This window comes from Aliterella atlantica CENA595 (genome assembly GCF_000952155.1).
GTDB lineage: Bacteria > Cyanobacteriota > Cyanobacteriia > Cyanobacteriales > Chroococcidiopsidaceae > Aliterella > Aliterella atlantica.
Map to the genome: position 1 here is coordinate 1 of NZ_JYON01000021.1, position 17288 is coordinate 17288.

Below are 17288 nucleotides of genomic sequence, written 5' to 3' on the forward strand. Positions count from 1 at the left end.
ACAATTGCGACGGAGATTGTCTGACATTCTCAAAGACTTAACTCCAGAATTGATTGCTTCGCTTACAGGTTGGGAGTTTATTACTGATGCTGTATTAAGTTTATCTTCACATTAAATTGGTATAAGAATCGGATTCAAGAAGTTGTGATTAGAACTAAATCCTCAGCCCAAATTGCTCCGATGCTATTCGGGGATGCTGTCTTTTCGTTTCAAAGCGAATAGCAGCATAAGAACCGCGCTGTAATGGAATTGATAAACATAATCGGTTGAGATGCAAAGATGATCTGCGTTCGGTAAGCGCTACTTTTATAAAAGGCATCGCAACTAATACACCTAAACTAAGTAGCTGCTTTTAATTCCCAAATCCAAGCTATTCCCGCCCCTACAGCTTCAGCGAGGATACTAATTAAGCGATAAACAGCCACAGCACTTAGCACAATACCTGGAGATAATACAGGAGATAAAAGCGCGATCGCTGTTGCTTCAAATACGCCAATTCCCCCTGGTGCGCCTGGAACAACTAAACCGAGCAACCAAGCTAAACTAAAAGCACTCAGTAATATCAGAATTTGCTTAGGCTCTACAGGATATAGCGCTAATACAGTCAAGATAAATCCAGCGCCTCGCAGTCCTAAAAATCCTAGTTCTCCTAATAAGGGCAAAAGAGGATATTGCTTTAACATCTGTTGGCTAGTAGATTCATCTTTCCCCTTCATCTTGCCTATAAGCTTAAGTCCTCGATTCAAAATTGCTGGATGAATGGCGATTAAAACTATTGCTAAACCTAAAACTTGCCAACCCCAACTTGCTTGTTGAGTGCCTAATAATGCTAAAACTAACGCTGCTGCTGCCATTAGTAATGGTTCTAGCAAAACGCTCAAAGTAGCAATGCTAGTAGAAACTCCGGCTGCTGTAGCTGCTTTAATTCGTCCGTAAAAATGCCAAACATTTCCTGGTACGTACTTAGCAATATTAGTTTTTAGGTAAACGCGAATAGCCCAACTACCTTTTACGGGGTAGTTAAGAAACTGTAGAATCCAACCCCATACCCACCCAGTCCAAATATGAGCAAGTAACGTTACAGCTAAAGCACCGCCCAGATAAGCCCAGCCTGTTGCCTTAATTTGAATTGCTGCTACTTCTTGCCAATTAGCTTTGAGGGCTTGAGCGAGAAAAAATAGTACGCCGCCCAGAATTAACCAACGTAAGAAAGGCTTGAAACGCTGCATAAACTTATTCGGAGCGATCGCGCTTCAAACATCGTATCGCCTGCAACAGCCCTCTAGCTTTATTTAAAGTCTCTTCGTACTCTTTTTGTGGGTCGGAATCAGCAACTATTCCCGCACCAGCTTGAACGCTCACAGTGCGATCGCGTAGTATCATTGTCCGAATGGCGATCGCGCTATTTAACTGTCCTTCAAAATCGTAGTATCCATAAACCCCCGAATACACGCCCCGCCGACAAGTTTCTAACTCGTTAATAATTTCCATTGCCCGAATTTTCGGTGCGCCGCTAACAGTACCCGCAGGAAAACAAGCCTTCAGCAAGTCCCAAGCAGTACGTTTAGGGTCTAATTTACCAATAACGTTACTGACAATGTGCATAACGTGCGAATAGCGCTCGATGACCATTAATTCATCGACTTTTACCGTACCAAAAACGCAGGCTCTTCCCAAGTCATTGCGCCCTAAATCTACTAACATGACGTGTTCGGCAATTTCTTTAGGATCGTGTAGCAAATCTTCAGCTAGCGCTACATCTTCTTGATGGGTTTTTCCACGCGGGCGAGTTCCAGCAATTGGGCGTAATGTTGCTAATGTTCCATCTACAGGATCTCGTTCTGCTTTAACCATTACTTCTGGGCTAGAACCAATAATTTGCCAGTCTTTAAACTGAAAATATGCCATGTAAGGCGAAGGATTAATTAAGCGCAAGGAACGATACAAAGCAAAAGGATCGCCTGTATATTCTGCTTCTAAACGCTGGGAAAGCACTACTTGAAAAATATCGCCAGCTTTGATGTAGTCTTTGGCTTTTTGGACGCTAGTACAATAATCTTGCTTAGAAATATTGCTAGTATATTCGGCAGCAGGCAATGACTCTTGAGGTGGAGTCCATTCTAAAACTGTATCTTGGCTAGATAAAGGTAATTGCAGCTTGCCTACAAGGGCAGTTACGCGATCGCACGCTTGCTGATACGCTTGTTGTAAATCTACATTAGCATCGCGTAAATCGGCATAAGCAATCGCCCAAATCTTCCTTTTTACTTGGTCAAATACTAAAATCTGGTCTACCTGCATCCACAATCCATCAGGTAAATCGCTTTCTGTTGTTGGATATACAGGAACGCGCGGTTCGATCCAGCGGATCAACTCATAACCCCAAAACCCGAACAAACCACCAATTCCAGGCGGTAGCTGCGGTAATTTAACTGGATTTACCGATTGCAGCAAACTTGTCAAAGTTACAAACGGATCGCCTGTAAATACATTTGTTGTCCCATCGCGGTGAATTTGCAACGTGCGATCGCCCCGACATTCTAAAATCCACAAAGGATCGCAGCCTAAAAAACTGTAGCGCCCAATATTTTCGCCGCCTTCTACCGACTCTAGTAAAAAACTATAAGGTTGCCCAGCGCAAACTTTGTACCAAGCAGAAACAGGGGTATCTAAATCTGCTACCCACTCTTGATACACCGGAACAAAATTGCCTTGTTTCGCCAGTGTTGAAAATTGGGAAAAATCGGGGTAAATCACAACTTTGATTGCAAATAAAGATACCTATAAAATCTGTCGTCAGCGCGATCGCACTTTTCCTAAAAAAATTAGCCTCGGTAGTACAAACCAACCGAGACTAACTTTGTACCATATAACTCGCAGCGGGAATAGAAATAGTTTTAACTATTTTTCAGTTCTTTTCGCTTCGGGAGACTTAGGCTGTTCTGCGTCGTAAGTATAAATGCCGCTAAACTTCAACTTAGCAGGATCGGGGTTTCTGCCAATGTTGCGGTCTACGTAACGGACTTTTTCGCGCCCTGCATTTACTTTTTCTGGGAATACGCCATCTTTTGGATGCAAGTATTCAACTTCGCCACTAGGATAAATCCGGTAGATTTTATAATCGTTGATTTTAAACTTAGTGCGTAGTTGCTGACCGCCTAGCGCGATACCATATTCCTTCCGAGCCAAGTATAAAAGGTTTTTACCTTGCCGCATGATGGCAGAACCACCAGTTGGCATTTCAAATACTTGTTCTTTGGGGCTTGTCCAGGTAATAGCGTATTTTTCTTCTCTTTCTGCTTTGGTAAGCAAGCCGCCAGTGCTGCCACCAAATATAGGAGTTTGTCCAGAAAGTTCTTCTGCCATAAATTACTCTCTCAACGGTTTTTAGGGCATCGTATCACCGCGATCGCGCATATATTACGTCTATGTTAGGAACTGTAACAGTTCTTCTTTTGGGCGTGGGAAATCGGGCGCGTAGAGACGTAGCAGTGCTACGTCTCTACAATATTTACGTCTACCCAATGTTTATTGCCGTTGGAATCGTAAAATGAAATTTGCTGCCGCGATCTTTGCCGTCTGATTCTGCCCAAATTTGACCGCCCCAGCCGTTAACTATTTGGCGACAGATTGCTAATCCCAAACCCGTACCGCCTACAGTGCGCCGCAAAGAGCCTTCTTCTTGGTAGAAGCGATCGAATACTACTTCCAAACGATTGGGTTCGATTCCCCGCCCATTATCGGCTACAGTCACTTCCACCATGCGATCGCCGTTAGAATGAGCTTCTATAGCAATTTGCCCTTGGGGAGGAGTAAATTTTCCTGCGTTATCTAGCAGTTTAGATATAACTTCAACTAACCAATCGCCATCGGCTCTAATTAAAGGTAAATGCTCTGGCAATTGAGTAATAATTTTAGGCTGAGATTCGCTTGCAGTGCGAGTCCTAGTTCGGCTTAAAGCTAATTCTACGCATTCTTCTAACGATAATGATTCAACGTGCCATTGCACTTGTCCGCTTTCTAAAGATGACAGCGTGAGAAAATCTTGTACCAGTTTTCGCATTCTCTCTGAGTCGGCTAATGCGGTATTCAGCATTACTTGACGCAACTCTAAGGGCATATCTGGCTCTGTTGCCAAACTTTCTAAGCAAACTTGAATGGTTGATAAAGGCGTACGCAGTTCGTGACCTGTAATGGCAATTAAGTTGCTACGCGTACGATCTAAAGCTTCTAGTTGCTGGTTGAGGTCTTCTAAGTTGGCGTAAGCTTCTGCTTGAATTAAAGCTGCGCCTACTTGAGTTGCGATCGCTTCTACTAAACCGACTTCGTTTACTTGCCACTGATGAGGTACAGCGCCGCAGTGGTGTAGCTCTATCATGCCCAGCAAGCGGTGTTGATACGTTACAGGTACTATTAGCCACGAACGGATGAAAAAGCGGTTAACAATGGCTTGCAATGCCGCAGAATTAGCTATACGCTCGTCGGCGTGCGTGTCAGCGATATAGATGCTTTCTTGTTGTTGAACTGCCGCTTGAAACAATAAATGTTCTTCTAAGGGCAAAGCTTGCCCTGTCACCGATGTTACTGCTGAATTTAAATACTCGTGGCTAATTGTTGCAGTTTCGTCAGTTATGCCAGCGCGATAAATTAAACAGCGACACGCTGATAAAGCTTGCCCTAATTCTTCGACTGCGACTTTAAGAATTTCTTGGGGGTATAGAGGTTGTCCGCCAGTGCTGCCTCGGCGGATTGCTGCTGTAATAGAGTTGACTAAGCGTTCCTTAAGTTCTTGTTCGGCGATCGCTCCGTAAGCTTTGAGTAATTTGTACTGTCCTGCTTGCAAATAAGTAACTAACCGCTGCACAAACGGATTGGGATCGATGTTAGAAAATCCTTGTTCTGGGGCTTTTGAAGTATTTTTTGCAGATTTACGCTTATTTGGGCGGTTAATGCCAAAAAAAGCTCGTGCTTGCTCAACTTTATTGCTTAATTCTGGTCGATAACTTAATACTCGCTCTAATAGTAATTCTGCGGCTTTAAAAGCAACTTGGCGATCGCTCGTCCATATCCCCTCAAATTGGCGCGATGGATCGACATCGAAATTATTAGGTAAAGAAGGCTTCTTTTTGCCTGCATTCATAAATCGCTCTCTACACACCAAGCAAGTTGCGTACTGCTTACCGATGACGATTAAATGCCATTCTTGACTTAGAGCATCTTCTAAGTCGAAAGCGATCGTCTCATAGAAACCAGAAGCGTTAGCAAAATCAGTCTCTAGGGCAGACAAAACATAAACTTGGTCGGTACGTTGGGCAAGTCGCCTGTAACGATGAGCCTCTTGGCGATAGTAGCGTTCGCGCTGAAAACTAGCAATTAGCAAAGGGCGGTCGCTATTAGAAGCTAGCACTTGATCTTCCATCGCGTGAGATAGCGCGGTTAAGGAAGCTTTGAAATAAAGCTGAGGTCTTAGGTGTGGTAAAGCTTCGAGAAGATCGCTAAGTACGGAAACCGTAGAAATGCTCATGGCTGTCTTTTAGAGTCGTTGCACCCCAGTTGCTTGCTGTCTACAGCGCAAGTAGCACTCGGTATAGGCATCTGAAACTGGTGTTTTAGCACTGCTATATAGATTAATTGTGGCGATCGCTTGGGTAGTGATGCCATAAAAATAATGTTTATAAACTTATCCTACCGAGCATTGCGATCGCTTTTGCTAAATTTGCTGCCTTGAGCGCGAAATAGTGTACTGAGATCGCCCGTCAAATGTTATATCTTCTGTATGGCACTGACTAAAAATGGATCGAGGATGCAAAAAATCGGTATATGCTTAGGGGTGCTATAAGGAGCGATCGCAGCAAATTAGCGATCGTCACTCTAGTTTATTAGTACCGTTGTGTCTTAACCCCGATTGGATTTAACCCCTTGCCCACAGCTAATTGCTAAATAATTTTCTCTGACTTGAAAATATGAAAATTGCCCAAATTGCTCCATTATGGGAGCGTGTTCCTCCTTTTCGCTACGGCGGAATCGAACTAATTGTTAGCCTACTTACAGATGAGTTAGTCCGTCGGGGTCACGAAGTTACTTTATTTGCTTCTGGCGACTCAATTACTACTGCTAAACTCAAATCGGTACACGACCAAGCGCTGCGCCTCGATCCTACTATTAAGGAAGCAGGGCTTTACGAACAGATGATGCTTTCTGATGTGTACGGTCAAGCCCATCATTTCGATATTATTCATTCTCATGTTGGTTGTGCGGCGCTGCCTTACAGTCGTTTTGTGAAAACTCCAACGGTGCATACTATGCATGGAGTTTTTACCCCAGATAATGAAAAGATGTTTCGTCAGTTTGCTTGGCAGCCGTATATCAGCATTAGCGAAGCGCAAAGAGAACCGCGTTTAGGTTTGAACTATATTCATACTGTCTACAATGGTATTGATACTTCTGTTTATCCGTTTTCTCCTACGCCCAGTCAACCTGCTTATTTGGCTTTTGTCGGTCGAATTTCGCCAGAAAAAGGACCAATTGAAGCAATTAAAATTGCTCGTGCTAGTGGTTTACCGCTAAAAATGGCAGGAAAAATTGATGCTGTAGATCGCATTTTCTTCAAGGAAAAGGTGGAACAGGAAATTGATGGCGAACACATTCAGTATCTAGGTGAAGTTTCCCATGAAGAAAAGGTAGCGCTTTTAGGTGGTGCTACAGCTACTTTGTTCCCGATTACTTGGCGCGAACCTTTTGGATTAGTAATGATTGAGTCGATGGCGGCAGGTACGCCTGTTGTAGGAATGGCGCTTGGTTCTGTACCTGAAGTGATCGATCACGGTAAAACTGGTTTTGTTTGCCATTCTCTAGAAAAAATGATTGAGGCTGTTCCCGCCGCGATTAAGTTGGATCGGCAAGCTTGTCGCGATTATGTAGTTAGTAACTTTAGCGTCAAGTCAATGACTGATGAGTATTTGAGAGCTTTTGGTATAGTCTTAACTTAGAATTTGGGCAACTATATTATAAGTGGCTAGCAGCTAGGAAGTAAGATTATTTAGCCTTCCTAGCTTATTTTTTTGCCTTTTGACTTTGGCGAAGCGGTTTGACTCTCGATTATCTATATAAAATTAACGAGTTGTGTATAACTATTAAGGATGTTTACAATAGTTTATAGGCTTTCAGTTAAGAGTATGGACTAAAGTAAAGTAAAAGACTGAATATTCAATACGAGTAGTAAAAAAATTTGTAGCAAATATTCAAAAACTAAAACTTTCGTCATGAAAAAACTTGTAGATTTTTGAGTTTGTTTGAAGAAGTAGAAATACTCAAACTAGCGATCGCTTTTCACAACTAGAATCAGTATTTTTACTTCCACCGAGTCGTCAAGGCTAAAAAACCAAAAGCGCTCGTATGGTGTTAGAAATAAACCCTAGAAAGTAGAAATCTTGGCAATGACAGCGGATACGCTTATGACACCGGATCGAATTGCTGCCAATGGAATCGAATTTATTCCTGCGGAAGACGCGCCAATTACAGAATGGCCCTGTGTAATTAGCGAACGACCGCAGCCAACGTTAACGATAAAAGATGATGACATCTTTTTGGTTACAGATACTCTAGGGAATATTTCTGGCTGTTTGGCTGAAGATGCTACAGCTAGTATGGGGTTGTTTTGCAGCGATACGCGGTTTCTCAACCGTTTAGAATTACAAATCGAAGGGCGATCGCCTGTATTACTCAGTAGTACCGCTGAAAAAGGATTTTTACTATCAGTTCTATGTACGAATCCAAATATTGAAGATCGCTTAAAACCCGATACCTTGGGCATCCGCCGCGAACTTGCTCTGGCGGGAGCGCTGTTTGAAGAAATAGCAATATCTAATTACAGCACCAGTACAGTCAGCGTCGAAATTAGTCTGAGTTTTAATGCTGATTTTGTCGATTTATTTGAAATTCGTGGTTCCCATCGGGAAAAACAAGGCAGGCTCCTACGCGTCAAATCAGAACAAAACGGTAAATTACCACCCAACCCGCGCAACGAGCCGCTAATCCTTGCCTATCAGGGGTTAGATAACTTGATAATGCAGTCTCATATCGAGTTTCAGCATTGTCAGCCAACTTGTTTTAAAGGCTATACAGCAGTATGGCAGCTAGACCTCAAATCGCGCGAAACGCAAAAGTTGGGTTATCGCCTAGAATTGCTCGCAAGCGATCGCTCGGCATCAGCAATTAGCGCTCCGTCAACCTTGGGACAAGCCAAAGCAGCGGAATTTGCCGAAGAACAGCGTTGGTGCGACCAAATTACCCGAATTCGCTCTGACAAAGCTACTTTTAACCGTGTCATAGACAGAGCCGAGCAAGATTTATATTTGCTGAGGCAGTCATTTGGCAAACATAAAACTGTGGCGGCGGGAGTACCTTGGTATTCGACATTATTCGGACGAGATGCGATTATTACTGCTTCTCAGACTTTAATGCTCAATAGCGCGATCGCCAGAGAAACCCTGACACTGTTAGCGCTTTACCAAGGCAAAACAGACGATGATTGGCGCGAAGAAGAACCAGGAAAAATTCTCCATGAATTGCGCTTGGGAGAAATGGCACGCTGTCATGAAATTCCCCATACGCCCTACTACGGCACAATTGATGCTACTCCCTTGTGGTTGATGCTGTATGCCGAATACTACGCCTGGACGTATGACTTTGAAACATTAGACCGTCTGTGGTCTAATGCTTTAGCCGCGATGGACTGGATCGATCGCAATAGCAAAGAAACAGGCTACCTCGGCTACTTGCGTAAATCCCAACGCGGTTTAGCTAACCAAGGTTGGAAAGATTCTGGCGATTGTATAGTCAACAGTAAAGGAGAATTAGCCACAGGACCAATTATTTTATCCGAAGTCCAAGCGTACGTTTATGCGGCAAAAATCCGCCTAGCAGAAATTGCGCGGATGAAAAAGCGGATCGATTTAGCAGATCGTTGGCAAGAAGAAGCCAAAGAACTCAAAGAGCGATTCAACCGCGACTTTTGGATGGAAGAGCGACATTTTTGTGCTTTGGCATTGGATGGAGATGGCAAACAAGTAGATAGCATTACCTCAAATCCTGGTCATTGCTTGCACTTGGGCATTCTCTATCCAGAAAGAGCCTACAGTGTAGCCGAAAGACTGCGAGCGCCCGATATGTTCAACGGTTGGGGAATTCGCACGCTTAGTAGTTTATCGCCCGCCTACAATCCGATGGGCTATCACATTGGTTCGGTATGGCCTCACGATAACTCATTAATCGGCATGGGATTGAGGAGTTTGGGACTAATCGATCAAGCATTAGAAGTTTGCCAAGGCTTGCTCGATATGACGCTAGCTCAACCCTATCAACGTCCGCCAGAATTATTCTGCGGCTACGAGCGCAACGGCGACAGTTCCCCAGTACAGTATCCCGTCGCTTGTACTCCTCAAGCTTGGGCTACAGGTAGTATTTTTCAGTTATTGCAAATGATGGTGAATTTAGTACCTGATGCCGCTAATAACTGTTTGCGAATTATCGATCCAGCGCTACCAGAATCTATCGAGCGCTTATCGCTGCACAATTTGCGCGTTGGTACGACCTTGCTTAACCTAGAATTTGAACGTTCGGGGACTACTACTGCTTGTCGGGTAGCAAAAAAACGCGGAAATTTGCGCGTTGTCATTGAAGCGTAACAATAGGGGCGCAACGTAGGGGCGCAATGCCGTCGCGCCCCTACCGCATCTATTAAGTTTTGTATCGTTCACGTAACAATTGCCAATAAATCTAGCGCTGTGGGAATGCTAGAATGAGCAATTTTTGAAGCAAACACATTATTTAAGTTGAGATATATAAATCATGAACCAGATTGGTTGGAACGTTATTGAAACAGAATTCGTACCTGCGGAACTACACCACAAAGAAACAATGTTCGCGCTAGGTAACGGTTATTTAAGCACGCGCGGCACATTTGAAGAAGGATACCCTGGGGAAAACGCCACTACTTTTATTCATGGTGTTTACGATGACGTTCCTGTGGTATATACCGAACTGGTTAATTGTCCCAACTGGTTGCCCCTAAAAATTGCTGTAGATGGTGAAGTATTTAGTCTCGATCGCGGTGAAGTATTAGAGTACAAGCGCCAACTAGACTTGCGCTGGGGGATATTAAGCAGAGACGTAGTTTGGCGCAGTCCTAAAGGTCAGACGCTACACTTACGCTTCGATCGCCTGACAAGTATGGCAGAAGAACACGTATTAATAGTCCGCTGCCAAATTACACCAATAGATTTTGCAGGCGAAATTGAGGTTATAGCTAGCATTGATACAAACGTAGACAATCAAGGCGTTAAGCACTGGGAACATTTAAACGCGGGCGATACAGATAACAGTGCTTGGCTGCAACTAGGCTGCCTCAAGTCAAAAATTGAGCTAGGAATGGCAACACAGCTAACTTGCTCGGAAAATGCGATCGCCACATCCGCAAATGTCAACGGCAATCCTACTTTGAGCGCTAAATATTCAGCCCAAACTGGTAGAACTGTTACTGTAGAAAAAATTGTTACTGTTTTTACCTCACGGCAAGTCAGCCACCCCGCACAAGTAGCACAAGAGCGGTTAGTTAGTTTACCTAGCTATACAACGTTGCTTGCCGCACACGGCGCAGTTTGGGACGCACTATGGAGAGATTGCGATGTTGTTATTGAAGGCGATTCGACAGCGCAATTAGCGATCCGCTATAACTTATTTCAATTATTAATTGCTGCACCACGTCATGAAGATCGAGTCAGCATTCCAGCTAAAACTCTGACTGGCTACGCTTATCGCGGTCACGTATTTTGGGATACAGAAATATTTATCGTTCCCTTCCTAACTTTGACTCAGCCGCAAATCGCCCGTAACTTGCTGTCTTACCGCTACTACAACTTAGACGGTGCAAGAAGAAAAGCTCATGAAGCTGGTTACGAAGGCGCAATGTATCCTTGGGAAAGTGCCAGCACTGGAGATGAAGTAACTCCCCGCTGGGTAACGGGTGCTGATGGTCATCCGGTACGGATTTGGTGCGGCGATATCGAACTGCACATTACCACAGATGTAGCTTATGGCGTTTGGCAGTATTGGCAGGCTACAGGCGACGATGAATGGATGCAGCAACAAGGGGCGGAGATAATTTTAGATACAGCAGTATTTTGGGGTAGCCGCGCCGAGTGGAATAGCGATCGCCAATGCTATGAAATCCGCGATGTAATTGGTCCTGACGAAAACCACGAACACGTAGATAACAATACTTTTACTAACCGCATGGTGCAATGGCACATGGAAACTGCTATTGCCGTATTAGATTGGCTGCGTCAGCATCATCCAGCAAAAGCAACGGCGCTTACAGCCCAACTCGATCTAACGGGCGATCGCTTGCAGCGTTGGAGTCATATTGCTCAACATCTACTAATTCTCCACAACCCAGAAACAGGAATAATAGAGCAATATGAGGGCTTCTTTAACCTCATAGACGTAGATTTGTCCGAGTACGAGGGACGCACCAAATCTATGCAAGCAATCCTCGGTATTGAGGAAACTAACCAAAGGCAAATTCTCAAGCAGCCAGACGTATTGATGCTTCTGTATATGCTACGTCAATCGCCATTAAAAACACCTTGGGCAAATCGCGAAGATCTGCAACTTCTCCGCGCTAACTGGGATTACTACACGCCGCGCACCGATCATACTTATGGATCTTCTCTAGGTCCGGCTATTCACGCTATCCTCGCCTGCGATTTAGACCAGAGTGATGAAGCCTACGAACACTTTATGCGGGCGGCACTGGTAGACCTCAAAGACGTACGCGGTAACGCTCACGAGGGCATTCACGCGGCTTCTACAGGTGGTTCGTGGCAAGCTGTAGTATTTGGTTTTGGTGGCGTGCGGTTGACTGAAACTGGACCAATTGTAGATACACCTCATTTACCGCCTGGTTGGACGCGCTTGAACTTTAAACTCCACTGGCAAAAACAGTGCTACGAATTTGATATATCGAGTACAAATGGAGTAACAGAGGTACGAGTTATCAATAATAGCGAAGTACCAACACTCTATACAGAAAAGTTGCCAGAGACGTTTATGGATTTATCTATAAAACCTACTGCTACAGAAATGCCAATTAAAGGTGTCATTTTCGATTTGGATGGCGTAATTACTGATACTTCCGAACACCACTATCGGGCTTGGCAACAATTGGCGGATGAGGAAGGTATTGCTTTCAATCGCCAAGCTAACGAATCAATGCGCGGTTTAGCGCGGCGCGATTCGTTGCTGCATTTACTAGGCGATCGCCAAGTCACAGAAGCGCAAATTCAAGAAATGATGATGCGTAAAAATGGCTACTACGAGCAATTTATTCAAACCTTGACTGCTGATGATTTACTGCCTGGGGTACTACCGCTGTTAGATGAATTGCAAGCTACTGGGATAAAAATTGCGATTGGATCTTCCAGTAAAAATGCTCAACTTGTAACTAAGTTATTGGGCATTAGCGAGCGCTTAGATGCCATTTCTGACGGCTACAGTGTCGAACGCCACAAACCCGCGCCCGACGTTTTCCTTCATGCTGCTATGCAGTTAGGACTAGATCCGGCTGATTGTTTGGTAGTAGAAGATGCGGCTGCTGGTGTGGAAGCTGGCTTAAATGCTGGAATGTGGGTTGTTGGGCTTGGTCCTACCGAGCGCTTTACAGCCGCTCATGTCATTTGCGACGATCTAGCGGAAGTATCTTGGCACGATTTGACTGCGCTCTTAGCTGATAGCCAGATCGTTTGCTTGCCTATTGCCGTTTAGATAATTCGTAATTCGTAATTCGTAATTACAGACTTCAGTTACGAATTACGAATTGCTGCCTTGCGGCTTATATTTCTTTATCGACTTCGCTGTTGTAATTGGGAGAAGCTTCGTATAAGGCATTTAATTGTTCGCGGGCATCTTCTACGTCAATCGATCGCATAACTAATAATGGATCTTTGATTATTCTGCCTGTGCTATCTAATAGTTCTGGGTGCGGTACTGTACGAGCAGTCATGGTCCCGCTTGGATACACGCGATCGCGCTCGAAACTAAACATAATTAAGTTGCGGATCAAATTGCTGACGGCAATCAAAGCAAGAATTGTAAAAGCCAAAATGTAAAGCAGTTGTAACATCGCGTTCTCCTCCCAAGCAGGCATATTAAAAGGTTTTTAAGGGCTTATTAACTTATCTACCATTCAACGATTTGTTTGTTGAATGTCTAAGGTTTTATTTTTATTTAATTTTCTAATCTAGTTTGGGATTGTTGCAAGCGTAGTCGCATTGCTACTTTCCAGCATTCGGTTACTAAGTGATGCCAAGGTGCAAGGACTGCCATTTCAATCCCGACTTGTTCTCCTGTGGCTTCAAATAATATCTGCGCTGCATTTACTTCCTGCTGCGCCTGCTTAATCCGTTCTAATAAATTTGCCTGTTCCTCAGCAGTCAAAAAATTAATAGTCTCTGTCTCTAATAGCGATCGCGATCTGCCAAACCAGTATTGAAAGTCTTGTAAGAGTGGCTTTAGCAACGTTTTGAGCAACTCTGACTCTGGTAAGTTGGAGTTCAGCATGAATAAGAAAATTGATGGCTACTTTACATTCTAATATTAACTTACTTTACATTTCTTTACAAACAACAACTAAATTGAGGCAGACGACAGCGATCCCAGCGTGTAATTACAAGAGGTAGAAGGAAAGAAGGTTTTTAATTTGGGAGGAGCGATCGCGCTAAGATCGGCGGATAGATAAAATAAAATAGTGCGATCGCAGCAATAGACCTAAATTTTTTAGCTCAGTGCTATGGACTGGGAAATTTAGGCAAGCGATCGCCAAAGTCAAAAACTGTATAAGCTAGAAGCTTTATTAACCAAACCGCCGATGTCAGCCTCAATATCGTCCGCACAACCAGAGAAACCCGAAAAAATGTATTTGCCACGTACCAGCGAATCAGAAGCATTACAAAAAATTCGCCACACTGCTTCTCACGTTATGGCAATGGCAGTGCAAAAGCTGTTTCCCAAGGCGCAAGTGACGATCGGACCTTGGATTGAAAATGGTTTTTATTACGACTTTGACAACCCAGAACCATTTACAGAAAAGGATCTCAAAGCCATCCAAAAAGAGATGGTGAAAATTATTAATCGCAAGTTGCCTGTAGTACGCGAAGAAGTCAGCCGTGAAGAAGCAACTAGCCGGATTAAGGAAATCAACGAGCCTTACAAGTTAGAAATATTAGAAGGTATTCAAGAGCCGATTACAATTTACCATTTAGGCAATGAATGGTGGGACTTGTGTGCTGGTCCTCATACCGAAAATACCAGCGAATTGAACCCAAAAGCGATCGAAATCGAAAGCGTGGCGGGCGCGTATTGGCGCGGCGACGAAACCAAAGCGCAATTGCAAAGAATTTACGCTACAGCTTGGGAAACGCCAGAACAGCTAGCAGAATACAAGCGGCGTAAAGAAGAAGCCTTAAGACGCGATCACCGGAAATTAGGTAAAGAACTAGGCTTATTTATCTTCTCCGACGAAGTAGGACCTGGCTTGCCCTTATGGACACCTAAAGGAACGCTACTACGTAGCACTTTAGAAAAATTCTTGCAGGAAGAACAACTCAAACGCGGCTACCAGCCAGTAGTAACACCCCACATCGCCAGAGTAGATTTATTTAAAACTTCGGGACATTGGCAGAAATATAAAGAAGATATGTTTCCGCTGATGTCTGATGACGAACAAGCCGCAGCAGCGGAACAAGGTTTTGTTCTCAAGCCGATGAACTGTCCGTTTCACATTCAGATATATAAAAGTGAATTGCGTTCCTATCGCGAACTGCCAATTCGTTTAGCTGAATTTGGTACAGTTTACCGCTACGAACAATCGGGAGAATTGGGCGGTTTAACGCGGGTGCGTGGTTTTACTGTTGATGATTCTCATCTATTTGTCACGCCAGAACAATTAGATGATGAGTTTCTCAAAGTAGTGGATTTAATTTTGTCGGTGTTTAAGAGTTTGCAACTAAAAAACTTTAAAGCTAGACTTAGTTTCCGCGATCCAGATTCAGATAAGTATATAGGCTCAGATGAAGCGTGGGAAAAAGCCCAAGGCGCAATTCGTCGTGCTGTAGAAAACTTGGGAATGGAGCATTTTGAAGGTATTGGCGAAGCTGCATTTTACGGTCCTAAACTAGACTTTATTTTCAGCGATGCTTTAGATCGAGAATGGCAATTAGGGACGGTACAAGTAGATTACAACTTACCCGAACGCTTCGATTTAGAATACGTGGCGGAAGATGGTAGCCGCAAACGCCCTGTAATGATTCACCGCGCTCCATTTGGTTCTTTGGAAAGATTGATAGGTATATTAATTGAGGAATATGCAGGAGATTTTCCCTTGTGGCTAGCGCCCGTACAAGTAAGATTACTACCTGTAAGTGAAGCGCAACGGGACTTTACTAATGATGTAGCGGCAAAAATGCGATCGCTTAGTATTCGCGCTGAAGCCGACACCAGTAACGAACGACTAGGTAAACTTATCCGCAACGCTGAAAAAGACAAAATACCTGTAATGGCTGTAGTAGGAGCAAAAGAGGTTGAGTCAAACAGCCTTAGCATCCGCACCCGCGCTTCTGGCGAACTGGGGACAATTCCCCTAACAGAAGTAATAGAGAAGTTAAAAGTAGCGATCGCTGAGTATAGCAATTTCTAAATGAGCGAAGTCACAATTCGAGCTTTTGCAATGGCTGATTGGGAAGATGTAGCCGTACTGTTCCTCTTGCCTAATTGTCGGGCTGGAACTTTGCAAATGCCTTATCAATCTCGCGATGACATTCAGCACAAATTAGCAAATCCCCCTGTGGGAATGCGTCGTTTAGTGGCTGTTGTTGACGAGAAGGCTGTGGGGTTTGTGAGTTTGCAGCCATTTCGCGATCGCCGCGCTCATGTAGGATCGATAGGTATATTTGTGCATGACAATTACCAAAATCGCGGTATTGGTTCGCTGTTAATGGCGGCGATTATAGACTTAGCTGAAAATTGGTTGAATTTGAAGCGTATAGAGTTGCAAGTGAATACTGATAATCCTAGTGCTATTCGTCTGTATGAGAAGTTTGGCTTTGAAATAGAAGGGACTTTGAGAAACAATGCGTTTCGCGATGGTGCGTACATCGATGCTTATACGATGGCTAAGGTAAGCGTATAGGAACTATTCATGGCTGAGACTACTATTAATGTTACTGTTCCCGCCACTACTGCAAATTTAGGGGCGGGTTTTGATTGTATAGGGGCGGCTTTGACGCTTTACAACAAGTTTAGTTTTACAAAAGCGAAAGAATTAAGTTTTTACGTTACAGGTGCGGAAGCCGAACGGGTTAAGGCTGATGAGAGTAATTTGGCTTATCAGGCTTTTGTTAAGTTGTATGAACATATCGGACAAGTGCCTCCTCCCGTACGTATTGGCATTGAATTAGGCGTACCTTTGGCGCGGGGTTTAGGAAGTTCTGCTACAGCTATTGTGGGCGGCTTGGTGGGGGCTAATAAGTTGGCTGGTTCGCCTGTCAGTGAAGCTGATGTGATGAATTTAGCGATCGCTATTGAAGGACATCCTGATAATGTTGTTCCTGCCTTAATAGGTGGATGTAGGCTAGCAGCAACCTACGAGCAAAACTGGGCAATCTGCGATATTCCTTGGCATGAATCAATTGTGCCTGTAGTTGCCATTCCTGATTTTGAACTTTCTACGGCTGAGGCGCGGCGGGTTTTACCTACACAGGTGAGTCGGGCTGATGCGATTTTTAATGCTGCTCATTTGGGCTTGTTAATTAGAGCTTTGCAGACTGGCGATGGTGATTGGTTAAAGGCTGCACTGCAGGATCGGTTGCATCAACCTTATCGTCAAGGGCTGATTCGCGGCTTTGATTTAGTGCAGGGTGCGGCTTTGGAGGCGGGGGCTTGGGGTTTGGTGATTAGCGGTGCGGGACCTACTTTGCTTGCTTTGGTGGATAAGGCGCAAGCTGCTGGTGTAGAGAAGTCAATGGCTGCTGCTTGGCATTCTACTGGAGTGATGGCTGATGTGCGATCGCTTTCTATAGATACCCAAGGTGCGAAATAATTTTCCTGCTTAATATAACTTTAGGTTTTTAGTTGGGCATACTAACGGTGGTGGTAGATTTTGGAGCTATAGACTTCATCTACTGTCACCATTTTTTATTTTTTTGATAAAGACCTTTTCAAAAGTTCATTTATCT

13 protein-coding genes are annotated in these 17288 nt (G+C 44.0%); 6 read left to right on the forward strand and 7 right to left on the reverse strand.

The window, feature by feature from the left end; translation table 11 throughout:
* Window positions 1–338: 338 nt before the first annotated feature.
* The 5 genes from UH38_RS17270 to UH38_RS26840 form a co-directional block, all read right to left on the reverse strand.
* Window positions 339–1229 carry a lysylphosphatidylglycerol synthase transmembrane domain-containing protein gene (locus UH38_RS17270; RefSeq protein WP_045055930.1) on the reverse strand — a complete coding sequence of 297 codons (891 nt, stop codon included), beginning with the start codon at window positions 1227–1229 and terminating at the stop codon, window positions 339–341.
* Window positions 1230–1233: 4 nt separating this feature from the next.
* On the reverse strand, window positions 1234–2757 hold the full coding sequence (trpE, locus tag UH38_RS17275) for an anthranilate synthase component I (RefSeq protein WP_045055931.1): 1524 nt from the start codon (window positions 2755–2757) through the stop codon (window positions 1234–1236).
* Between the two features lie 144 nt (window positions 2758–2901).
* Window positions 2902–3366, reverse strand: coding sequence for a photosystem I reaction center subunit II PsaD (gene psaD / locus UH38_RS17280; RefSeq protein ID WP_045055932.1), 465 nt, complete (start codon window positions 3364–3366; stop codon window positions 2902–2904).
* Window positions 3367–3517: 151 nt separating this feature from the next.
* Window positions 3518–5524 carry a DICT sensory domain-containing protein gene (locus tag UH38_RS17285; protein WP_045055933.1) on the reverse strand — a complete coding sequence of 669 codons (2007 nt, stop codon included), beginning with the start codon at window positions 5522–5524 and terminating at the stop codon, window positions 3518–3520.
* On the reverse strand, window positions 5521–5661 hold the full coding sequence (locus UH38_RS26840) for a hypothetical protein (protein ID WP_160295984.1): 141 nt from the start codon (window positions 5659–5661) through the stop codon (window positions 5521–5523). The genes UH38_RS17285 and UH38_RS26840 overlap by 4 nt, the downstream gene beginning before the upstream one ends.
* A gap of 302 nt (window positions 5662–5963) precedes the next feature.
* Between UH38_RS26840 and UH38_RS17290 the strand changes: the two genes are divergently transcribed.
* The 3 genes from UH38_RS17290 (at window position 5964) to pgmB (ending at window position 12822) form a co-directional block, all read left to right on the forward strand.
* Entirely contained in the window at window positions 5964–6989 is a 1026-nt protein-coding gene (locus tag UH38_RS17290; protein WP_045055934.1) for a glycosyltransferase family 4 protein, read from the forward strand.
* A 447-nt stretch (window positions 6990–7436) separates the two neighbouring features.
* Window positions 7437–9686, forward strand: a complete 2250-nt coding sequence (locus UH38_RS17295; RefSeq protein ID WP_045055935.1) for an amylo-alpha-1,6-glucosidase — start codon at window positions 7437–7439, stop codon at window positions 9684–9686.
* Between the two features lie 163 nt (window positions 9687–9849).
* On the forward strand, window positions 9850–12822 hold the full coding sequence (pgmB, locus tag UH38_RS17300) for a beta-phosphoglucomutase (RefSeq protein WP_045055936.1): 2973 nt from the start codon (window positions 9850–9852) through the stop codon (window positions 12820–12822).
* Window positions 12823–12889: 67 nt separating this feature from the next.
* Here pgmB and UH38_RS17305 read toward each other — a convergent pair whose 3' ends face one another.
* Window positions 12890–13180, reverse strand: coding sequence for a DUF2973 domain-containing protein (locus UH38_RS17305; protein WP_045055937.1), 291 nt, complete (start codon window positions 13178–13180; stop codon window positions 12890–12892).
* Between the two features lie 104 nt (window positions 13181–13284).
* Window positions 13285–13617 (reverse strand): DUF2605 domain-containing protein, encoded by a 333-nt coding sequence (locus UH38_RS17310; RefSeq protein ID WP_045055938.1) that lies wholly within the window; start codon window positions 13615–13617, stop codon window positions 13285–13287.
* 307 nt (window positions 13618–13924) lie between these two features.
* Here UH38_RS17310 and thrS point away from each other — a divergent pair, with 307 nt between their 5' ends.
* From thrS to thrB, 3 genes are read left to right on the forward strand one after another with little or no spacing between them, the layout of a single operon-like run.
* Complete coding sequence (gene thrS, locus UH38_RS17315; protein ID WP_045055939.1) at window positions 13925–15751, forward strand: threonine--tRNA ligase; 1827 nt, start codon at window positions 13925–13927, stop codon at window positions 15749–15751.
* Window positions 15752–16243 (forward strand): GNAT family N-acetyltransferase, encoded by a 492-nt coding sequence (locus UH38_RS17320; RefSeq protein ID WP_045055940.1) that lies wholly within the window; start codon window positions 15752–15754, stop codon window positions 16241–16243. It abuts the gene before it with no gap.
* A 9-nt stretch (window positions 16244–16252) separates the two neighbouring features.
* Entirely contained in the window at window positions 16253–17152 is a 900-nt protein-coding gene (gene thrB / locus UH38_RS17325; protein WP_045055941.1) for a homoserine kinase, read from the forward strand.
* Window positions 17153–17288 lie beyond the last annotated feature (136 nt).